Source organism: Streptomyces sp. MnatMP-M17 (assembly GCF_900091995.1).
Taxonomy (GTDB): domain Bacteria; phylum Actinomycetota; class Actinomycetes; order Streptomycetales; family Streptomycetaceae; genus Streptomyces.
In genome coordinates, this window is record NZ_FMDK01000846.1 from 1 (window position 1) to 9,227 (window position 9,227).

The 9,227-nt window shown below is 68.3% G+C and carries 10 protein-coding genes; 8 read left to right on the forward strand and 2 right to left on the reverse strand.

Annotated features, from left to right (window positions below; all coding sequences use genetic code 11):
- Positions 1–133: 133 nt before the first annotated feature.
- The 8 genes from GA0115259_RS31775 (at position 134) to GA0115259_RS31810 (ending at position 6,965) form a co-directional block, all read left to right on the forward strand.
- Positions 134–790, forward strand: coding sequence for an HAD family hydrolase (locus GA0115259_RS31775; protein ID WP_093603386.1), 657 nt, complete (start codon positions 134–136; stop codon positions 788–790).
- A gap of 79 nt (positions 791–869) precedes the next feature.
- Positions 870–2,108: an MFS transporter gene (locus tag GA0115259_RS31780; protein ID WP_176732720.1), complete on the forward strand. Its 1,239-nt coding sequence runs from the start codon at positions 870–872 to the stop codon at positions 2,106–2,108.
- On the forward strand, positions 2,077–3,249 hold the full coding sequence (locus GA0115259_RS31785) for an acetoin utilization protein AcuC (protein ID WP_093603390.1): 1,173 nt from the start codon (positions 2,077–2,079) through the stop codon (positions 3,247–3,249). Before GA0115259_RS31780 ends, GA0115259_RS31785 begins: the two co-directional genes overlap by 32 nt.
- 91 nt (positions 3,250–3,340) lie before the next feature.
- Positions 3,341–4,156 (forward strand): phosphatase, encoded by an 816-nt coding sequence (locus GA0115259_RS31790; RefSeq protein ID WP_093603392.1) that lies wholly within the window; start codon positions 3,341–3,343, stop codon positions 4,154–4,156.
- Positions 4,157–4,283: 127 nt separating this feature from the next.
- Positions 4,284–4,496, forward strand: a complete 213-nt coding sequence (locus GA0115259_RS31795; RefSeq protein WP_014046653.1) for a helix-turn-helix domain-containing protein — start codon at positions 4,284–4,286, stop codon at positions 4,494–4,496.
- A 110-nt stretch (positions 4,497–4,606) separates the two neighbouring features.
- Entirely contained in the window at positions 4,607–4,705 is a 99-nt protein-coding gene (locus tag GA0115259_RS31800; RefSeq protein WP_003948845.1) for a 30S ribosomal protein bS22, read from the forward strand.
- A gap of 168 nt (positions 4,706–4,873) precedes the next feature.
- Positions 4,874–5,911, forward strand: coding sequence for an NAD-dependent epimerase/dehydratase family protein (locus GA0115259_RS31805; RefSeq protein ID WP_176732721.1), 1,038 nt, complete (start codon positions 4,874–4,876; stop codon positions 5,909–5,911).
- A 1-nt stretch (position 5,912) separates the two neighbouring features.
- On the forward strand, positions 5,913–6,965 hold the full coding sequence (locus tag GA0115259_RS31810) for a lysophospholipid acyltransferase family protein (RefSeq protein WP_093603396.1): 1,053 nt from the start codon (positions 5,913–5,915) through the stop codon (positions 6,963–6,965).
- 81 nt (positions 6,966–7,046) lie between these two features.
- Here the strand turns inward: GA0115259_RS31810 and GA0115259_RS31815 are convergent, their stop codons facing one another.
- The gene (locus tag GA0115259_RS31815; RefSeq protein ID WP_093603398.1) at positions 7,047–8,270 is read right to left on the reverse strand and encodes a DUF5667 domain-containing protein; all 1,224 of its coding nucleotides are present in this window, start codon (positions 8,268–8,270) and stop codon (positions 7,047–7,049) included.
- 329 nt (positions 8,271–8,599) lie between these two features.
- A partial coding sequence (locus tag GA0115259_RS31820) for an ECF subfamily RNA polymerase sigma factor, BldN family (RefSeq protein ID WP_093603400.1) occupies positions 8,600–9,227 on the reverse strand: 628 nt, incomplete at its 5' end.

Sequence of the window (9,227 nt, forward strand, 5' to 3'; positions counted from 1 at the left end):
CACAGCGCCGATGGTACTGCAGGGGGGACCCTGTGGGAGAGTAGGACGCCGCCGAACAATCATTGTGGGAATGCCCTGTGCCAGGTATCTGGCGCGGGGCATTTCTGCGTTTAGGGGCGTCTAAGGTCGAAGTATGCGCTACGAACTGATCATTTTTGACAATGACGGTGTCCTTGTCGACAGTGAGCCACTCTCCAACACCATCCTGGCCGCCTATCTCACCGAGTTGGGCCATCCCACGTCGTACGAGGACTCCCTCCGCGATTACATGGGAGCTGCCGTGCATCGCGTCCACGATCTCATCGAAGAGCGGACAGGCCGACGTCTTCCCGCGGACTTTGACGACACCCTGCACGCCCGTGTCTTCGCCGCCTTCGAGCGGGAGTTGGAGCCGGTCGAAGGCGTGGCCGAGATACTGGGGAAGCTGGCCGCCGACGGTGTGCCGTACTGCGTCGCTTCATCAGGGAGCCATGAACGCATCCGGGTGGGCCATCGTAAGACCGGGCTTGACCGGTGGTTCGAGGACCATGTCATTTTCAGTGCCCAGGACGTCGGACAGGGCAAGCCGGCGCCTGATCTCTTTTTTCATGCCGCCGAGCGAATGGGAGTCGCTCCCGAGCGCTGCGCCGTCGTGGAGGACAGTCCTCTCGGTGTCGCTGCGGCCAGGGCGGCCGGGATGGATGTCTACGCGTTCACGGCGATGACTCCGGCCGAGAAACTCGCGGGCGCCACCGCGTACTTCTCCACCATGGCTGAACTGCTGGGACTGCTCGGTCGGTCCGCCAGCTGATCCGTTGCCCGAACTGCTGCCTGATCCGTTGTGTGATCCATCTACCCATAGGTAGCGGATCGCCCTACGCTGTCCGGCCATGACAGATGCGGCGGACGCGCCAGACGCTCGATTGCGGCACGGTCGTGTCTCCCTGGCGCTGAGTTTCTTCGCTCAGGGAGTGACCTTTGCGCTGCTCGCCACGCGTATCCCCGCCATCCAGGACCGGTACGGAGTCTCCGACGGTCTCCTTCCCGCCTTTCTCGCCGCTGTTCCCGTCCTCGCCGGTGTCGGCAGCGTCGTCACCGAGAAACTGGTCGCCCGGGTGCGGCCGAGGGTGGTGCTGCGCTGGGCTCAGCCAGTCGTGCTGCTGGCGCTGCTCGGTGTCGGAGCGGGTGACGCGATGTGGCAGCTCGCCCTCGCCCTGGCGGCGTTCGGGCTCGCGGTCGGTGCGCTGGACGCGTCCATGAACATGCTCGGCGTCAGCCTTCAGCGGGCGTACGGGCGCAGCATCATGCTCGGTTTCCATGCCGTGTACAGCCTCGGCGGTATCGCCGGAGCCTCGCTGGCCTGGGCCGGCGCCCACTGGGATCTGTCGTTGCTGGTCTCGTATCTGCCGGTGGTGGCCGTGGTGCTGCCGGCCGCTCTGCTCGGAAGCCGTTGGTACGCGGACACCACCCGGAAGTCCGTTGACCACCAGGAGCCGGTCGCAGGCCAGGAGCCCAACACCGCTGAGAAACCAGTGGTGTTCAAGTTGCTGCTGCCGCTCTGTCTGGTGATGGCCTTCGCGTATATTGGCGACTCCACGGTGTCGAACTGGAGCGCCAAGTACCTTCAGGACGTGCTGAGCAGTTCGGAGGAGCTGGCGACCGTTCCGTACAACGCCTATATGGTCACCACACTGCTGGGACGTGCCGTCGGGGATCTGGGCGTACGGCGGTTCGGGCCGGTGGCCGTTGTGCGGTGCGGGACTCTGCTGGCGGGCGCCGGCTTCGCGGTGGTGGCGCTGGCTTCCGGCGCGTGGGTGGGCATCCTCGGGTTCACGATGCTGGGGCTCGGGCTGTGTGTGATCGTGCCGCAGACGTTCGCGGCGGCCGGACGACTGTTTCCCGCCTCCAGCGACAGCGCGGTCGCACGGCTCAATGTCTTCAACTACGTGGGCTTTCTGATCGGATCGCCGCTGGTGGGAGCGCTCGGGGACGCGTGGAACTACCGTGGCGCGATGCTCGTCCCGATGGTCATGGTTCTGGTGACACTGGTGTACGCCCGCTCGTTCGGGACGGATCCGGCCCGATACGGTGGCGGGCATGAGCGGTCGCGCACGGTTGATGTGGGATGACGCGGTTACGGGATACGACTTCGGGTCCAGCCATCCGATGGATCCGGTACGGCTCTCGTTGACCATGGGATTGGTACGGGCCTACGGGCTCGACAGAGCGGTGGAGGTGAGGGCCGCGCCCGCGGCCGGCGACTCGACACTGCGGCTCGTCCACCACCAGGAGTATGTGGACGCCGTACGGCGGGTCTCGCTGGATCCGCGTGCCGCCGACGGTTCGTACGGCCTCGGCACGATGGACGATCCGGCCTTCGCGGGGATGCACGAGGCGTCGGCGCTGATCGCCGGGCTGTCGGTCGGTGCGGCGGAGGCGGTCTGGGACGGCGAGGTCGCGCACGCGGTGAACTTCGCGGGCGGGCTGCACCACGCGATGCCCGGGTCGGCGTCCGGCTTCTGCATCTACAACGACGCGGCGCTGGCGGTCGCCCGGCTGCTGGAGCTGGGCGCGGAGCGTGTCGCGTACATCGATGTGGATGTGCACCACGGGGACGGTGTCCAGACGGCGTTCTGGGAGGATCCGCGAGTGCTGACGATCTCGCTGCACGAGCATCCGCGGACGCTCTTTCCGCAGACGGGCTGGCCGGAGGAGACCGGCGGCGGTGCGGGCGCGGGCAGCGCGGTGAATGTGGCGCTGCCGGCCGGGACAGGCGACGAGGGCTGGCTGCGGGCGTTCCATTCGGTGGTGCCCGAGCTGCTGGCGGACTTCCGGCCGGAGGCTCTGGTGACCCAGCACGGCGCGGACACGCACTTCGACGATCCGCTGGCGCATCTCGCGGTGTCGCTCGACGCGCAGCGTGCGGTGCAGGCGTCCTGTCATGAGCTGGCACACGAGTATGTCGACGGCGGGCGGTGGGTGGCGCTCGGCGGTGGCGGTTACGCGGTGGTGGATGTGGTGCCGCGGTCCTGGACCCATCTTGTGGGGATCGCCGGGCACGCGCCGGTCGAGCCGGAGTCGGTGGTGCCGGAGGCGTGGAAGAGCGAGGTGTACGCGCGGACACGGCAGTTGGGTCCGGGACGGATGACGGACGGGCGGACACCGAGCTGGCAGTCGTGGGAGGACGGGTACGATCCGGCGGACCGGCTGGACCAGTCGATCCTGGCGACGCGGAAGGCGGTGTTCCCGCTGCGGGGGCTGCTGGCCTGAGGCTGCCCGGCAGGCCGTCCGTTAGGCCAACTGTGCGGTGAATCCGGGGTTCCGGCCCCGGGCGGGTGCCCGAGGCGGAAGCATCGGGAGGGTGTTGAGCACCGGAGCGCTGCGGGCGCATCTGCTGGCGGCCGGGCCGGCCGGTCCCGTGGCCACCTCGCGCGAGGACAGTCTGCGCAGCTACCGTCTCTTCGCCGCCCGCGATCCACGGGTCATGCTCGGACTCGATCCCGAACGGACATGGGATGAACGGGAGTTGCTCGGTCTCATGGCCGACCGGTGCGGAGTTTCGCGCGATCCCGGTCAGGTGACGGGCAGCGATGTGATCGACCCGGAGCGGACGCTGAGCGCGCTGGACGCGTTCGCCGAGCGGCTGCGCGTGGCCGTGGCGCGCGGTGCTCCGGTGCTGCTCGGGACGGGACATCCGCACCGGCTGCTCGGTTTCTACGCAGCGCTGGCAGACGCTTTGTCGGCGGCGGGATGTCTCGTACTCACTCCGGCGCAGGGGCGATGTATCGACATAACGACCCGGTTCGGCGTACGCACGTGCAACCTCGACTACGTACGGGGCGTCGCGCTGGTGCGGGAACCCGGCGTGCGGTGTGCAGGGCGTGAGCCGGGCGCACATACCCACTCGCCGCTGCCGGTTCGGGCGGCTCTGGAGAGTCTGGCGGAGTCCGGCGGGCCGCTTCCCGGGCTGGTCGTCGGAGACCACGGCTGGGTCTGCGGAGCAGGTCAGCTGGGCATTGAGGCCATCGGGCCCGGTGACACCGACGATCCCGCGCTGTTCGTGGGGGAGGCCGAGGGGCGCGTGTCCGTAGCCGTTCCACTTGCCGGCACCGCACGGCCTTCTTACTACCTGCCGCTGACGCGCTATGTACTCAATCGAGCGTGTCTGTCACAGTAGGCGGCCGGAGGCTGCTCCTCTTCCCCACTCGCATCACCCGCCCCTAGTCTGGATGTGAGCGCACAGCGACGAAGAGTTACCGGAGGGGAAGCCGGTGGCCGTCGGGTGCGGAAGGTACAGGTGGGTCATGGCTGCTGGCAGCGAGAGGCCTCTCAACGAGGTCAAGTTCCTTACCGTGGCGGAAGTCGCCTCGGTGATGCGAGTGTCGAAGATGACCGTGTACCGCTTGGTGCACAGCGGTCATCTGCCGGCGATCCGGGTGGGCAGGTCATTCCGGGTTCCGGAGCAAGCGGTTCACGAGTATCTCCGCGAGTCCTTTGTGGGGGTTGAGTCGGCCTAGGGCGTCCCTCGGATTACGTCCCTCACTCGGCGACGGGTAGGCTAGGCCGACGTAGGTCGTGTGGGCCCAGACGCCCCGCACCGAGTGAAGAGAAGTGAGCGAGGGTAGTCGTGGGCTCTGTTATCAAGAAGCGGCGCAAGCGGATGGCCAAGAAGAAGCACCGCAAGCTGCTCAAGCGCACCCGCGTTCAGCGTCGCAACAAGAAGTAAGCGGCGCTGTTCGTGCATTCGCGGCCCTTCCACCGACATGGTGGGAGGGCTTCGGTGTTTGCCGGTACCGGTAAAAGTGCGGTGCGACGCGTCGTACGGTCACCGTCGCGCAACAACGACCGGCTACGGTGACGCGTAGGGAGACTTTTTCAGGGGAAGGCGCTGATGGTGGGCAAGGTCGTGCTGGTGACGGGAGCGGCCCGGCAGCTCGGCGGCCGTTTCGTACGGCGTGTTCAACGCGATCCCGGTGTCGACCGGGTGATCGCCGTGGACGCTGTGGCTCCCGCGCACCAGCTCGGCGACGCGGAATTCGTCCGTGCCGATATCCGCCGGCCCGCCATCGCGCGCGTGCTGGCCGAGCATGCCGTGGACACGGTCGTACATATGGATGTGACGGGTACTCCGCTGGGCACGGGCGGCCGGGCCGCGGTCAAGGAGACCAATGTCATCGGCACGATGCAGCTTCTCGGTGCCTGTCAGAAGTCGCCGTCCGTGAAACGGCTCGTCGTCAAGTCCAGTACGAGTGTGTATGGATCCGCGCCTCGCGATCCGGCGGTTTTCACCGAGACCACTCCGCCCAAGTCGCTGCCGAGCGGCGGCTTCGCCAAGGACGCGGTGGAGGTCGAAGGGTATGTTCGGGGCTTCGCGCGGCGCAGGCCCGATGTGGCGGTCTGTGTACTGCGCTTCGCGAACATCCTTGGTCCCGCGGCGGATTCTCCGCTCGCCGAGTATTTGTCACTGCCGGTTCTGCCGACGGTTTTCGGTTATGACCCGCGGCTCCAGTTCGTCCATGAGGACGATGTCATCGATGTGCTGATGATCGCCTCGGACGAGCCGCGGCGCTCCACGCTCAACAGCGGGACCTTCAATGTCGCCGGCGAGGGCGTGCTGCTGCTGTCGCAGTGTTCCCGGCGGCTGGGGCGGCCCACGGTGCCCGTGCCGCTGCCCGCGGTGACCTGGGTCGGCACGGCGCTGCGTACGGTCGGGATGACGGATTTCTCGCCGGAGCAGATCAGGCTGCTGACCCATGGCCGGGTGGTCAGCACGGACCAGATGCGCGAGACACTGGGTTTTGTGCCGACGTACTCGACCGCGGAGGCCTTCACGGACTTCGCCCGGAGCCGGGGCGCCGGGCTGCTGCCGCCCGAGGCCGTGGCCCGTACCGTGGACCGGCTCTCCACTCTCGTCAGCAAGGAGCGCATCTGACATGGCTGATGCCAAGGTCATCCCCTTCGGTGATGAACCGAGGTCGAGGCGTGGCTCCGCGGGCGGCCGGCGGCAGCACGCCAAGGACGGCGCCGCGAAGCGCTCGCAGGGAGCCGCGCCGGGCTCGGGCTCCGGTCCGCTGAAGCCCGTTCCCGAGCGGGACGCGGGAGAGCCGGAGCCGGGGGATCCGGAGGAGCAGGACGGCGGGAGCGGGAGCGGCTGGGAGCGGCGGATCGCGGGCGGGCTGGCGTTTCTGCGCCGACGGCTCACGGGCGAGTACGAGGTCGACGAGTTCGGCTATGACAAGGAACTCACCGACCAGGTCCTGATGTCGCTGATCCGGCCGCTGTACGAGAACTACTTCCGCGTCGAGGTGAAGGGCATCGAGAACATCCCGTCGGACGGCGGGGCGCTCGTGGTGGCCAATCACTCCGGGACGCTGCCGCTGGACGGACTGATGATGCAGGTCGCCGTCCATGACAACCATCCGGCGGAGCGGCATCTGCGGCTGCTCGCCGCCGATCTGGTCTTCATGCTGCCTGTCTTCAACGAGCTGGCGCGGAAGGCCGGGCACACGCTGGCATGTGCGGAGGATGCGGAGCGGCTGTTGCAGCGCGGTGAGGTCGTCGGGGTGATGCCGGAGGGCTTCAAGGGCATCGGAAAGCCGTTCGGTGAGCGCTACAAGCTCCAGCGTTTCGGCCGCGGCGGATTCGTCTCGACGGCGCTGCGGGCGGGAGTGCCGATCGTGCCCTGCTCGATCGTGGGCGCGGAGGAGATCTATCCGATGATCGGCAACTCGCGGACGCTGGCGCGGCTGCTGGGCATTCCGTACTTCCCGGTCACGCCGACGTTTCCGTGGCTGGGGCCCTTGGGACTGCTGCCGCTGCCGACGAAGTGGACGATCCAGTTCGGCGAGCCGATTCCGACGGACGGCTATCCGCCGGAGGCGGCGGAGGATCCGATGCTGATGTTCAATCTGACGGATCAGGTCCGCGAGCAGATCCAGCACACGCTCTACAAGCTGCTGGTGCAGCGGCGCTCGGTGTTCTTCTGACGGGCAGTGGGCTCGGCGACGGCGGGCGTCAGGCGCGGTGGTCCCTTTCGGGAGCACCGCGCCTGACTCATACCGCCTGAATCACTCCGCGTCCTCCGCCCTGATGCCCAGGCCTGGCAGCAGATCCGGCAGCAGAGGCGGGATCGTGACATCAGGTCCTGGACGCTCGGCGCCGTTCTGGTTCTCGGACGGCGACGGGGTGGCGCTGTTCTGCGGCGGGTCGAACAGTCCGCCCGTACCACCGCCGAGCAGACCTTCCTCGGACTCGCTCTCCGAGTGCCGGCCCGGCGGGTGCGGCTGATCGCTCGGGTGCGAGGCGCCTCCGTCCGTACTCGGTGAGCTGGGTGAGGGACGGTCCGGCCGGCCCGTGTCGGTGGAGTCCTGTGTGGCGCCGGGACGGGTGGTGGTGTCCCGGTGTTTCTCCGGGGCGCGCGGCAGCAGCGACTGGAGCGGTGCGACCTCTTCGTCTATGGCGTCGAACACCGAGCTCACTTCGTCGCTGACATCCGTGAGCTGGACGGGCAGCCGTTCGCGCAGTCCGTTCCAGGTCTTGCGGTGCGAGGACGAGAACGAGGAGAGCGTGGCGATCGGGCCGAGCGAGCCGTCCCGTTCGTATGCCTGGTGGAGCAGGCGATGGCCCTCCGACGCGTCGTGCTTCATTCCGCTCAGAGTGCGCCGGATCTCGGTCATGGATTCATGGTCGAGCTGGCCGGAGCGGCCTCGCTCCATCAGCCGCCTGGCTTCGCTGAGCCGGGTCGAGGCATGGTCGAGATAGAGTTCGCCGCGGTCGGACTCGCCGTCCGCCAGATTGAGCTTGAAGTCCTCCATGCCGCGCTTCAGCCCGTACAGCGAGTCGCCGGGCAGGGCGTCGGAACTGGCCGCCGCCACTCCGCCGAACGCGCCCGCTGCCACGCCGACCGTGAGCCCGCCGGCCGCGAGGCCCTTGGACCAGCGGGATCTCGGGCGCAGTCTCCGGAGCCGGGAGGCCCGGTGGGCGCCCCGGCCGGAGGTCCGCTGCTCAGGCACCGTAGGGCCCGGAGACACCCCCCCGGCAGCTGTGCCCTCCAGCAGCATGGCCTCCATGGCTGCCACGAGCTGGGCTCGCTGCACCACTTTGACCTCGGGGTCCAGCGTGGGTTTCGGCAGCTCGCCGAGGCCCTTCGCCAGAGCCAACAGCCGCCGCTGTTCGGCCGGTTCGGCCGACTCGGCGGGCTGTTGTCCGGCCGCCGCGCCCTGGACCGTCTGGTCTTCCAGGGCCTGGGCGAAGGCGTTCGCCCGCCGGTGTGCCGAAACGTTCGCGATCACTGGCGGCACCTCCTCTCGTCATGACGATCGACTCCCCTGGGGGTCCGGAAGGTTGCACGCCTTGAGCACATCCACACAAGTGAGTGAGTGGCTGCGGGCATGGCGTGACCGCAGGGAGCCTGCACCCGCACAACGAGCGGCGCGGCACTTGGGTTACGCGCGAAGGATGATCCGACCAGTGCGTCATCGAGGCGTCACCGACGGTGAGTTGAGGCCGTGGTGAGAGGCACGGAGGGTGTACGAGGGAGTGTCCGTGGAGGGCGCGGCGCGCGGGGTGGCGGTACGAGGTGGGGGGAGAGGGCGGCGGGCGCGCGGAGGGACGGCGGCGGTCAGCGGGCGTCTTCCGGGAGGAGCCGGGCCAGCGTACGGACGGCTCGGTACTGCAATGTCTTGATCGCTCCTTCGTTCTTGCCCATGACACGGGCCGTCTCCGCGACCGAGAGGCCCTGGAGGAAGCGCAGGGTGACGCACTCCTGCTGCTGCGGATTGAGTTTCCGTACGGCTTCCAGCAGCGCCGCGTTCGAGAGGGACTCCAGGACAGAGTCCTCCGGGCTGCGCTCGACCTCGTTGGCGTCGAGCATTTCGCCCGTGGTCACTTCCAGTCGGAAGCGGCTCGACTTGAAGTGGTCTGCGACCAGATTGCGGGCGATGGTGACCAGCCAGGCGCCGAAGTCGCGCCCTTGGTAGGTGAAGGTGGAGATACGGCGCAGGGCGCGCAGGAACGTCTCGCTGGTGAGGTCCTCCGCGGTCGCCTTTCCGCCCACGCGGTAGTAGATGTAGCGGTAGACGGTGTCGCTGTACTGGTCGTACAGCCGGCCGAAGGCCTCGGCCTCACCGGCCTGGGCGCGCTCGACGAGTTCCATCATGCGGGCGCTGTCGCTGTCGGCGGTGGGGCGGCGTGCGGAGGTCGAGGCGGCGGTGCCGCCGCGGCTTCCCCGTCTGCCGACCGCCGCACCG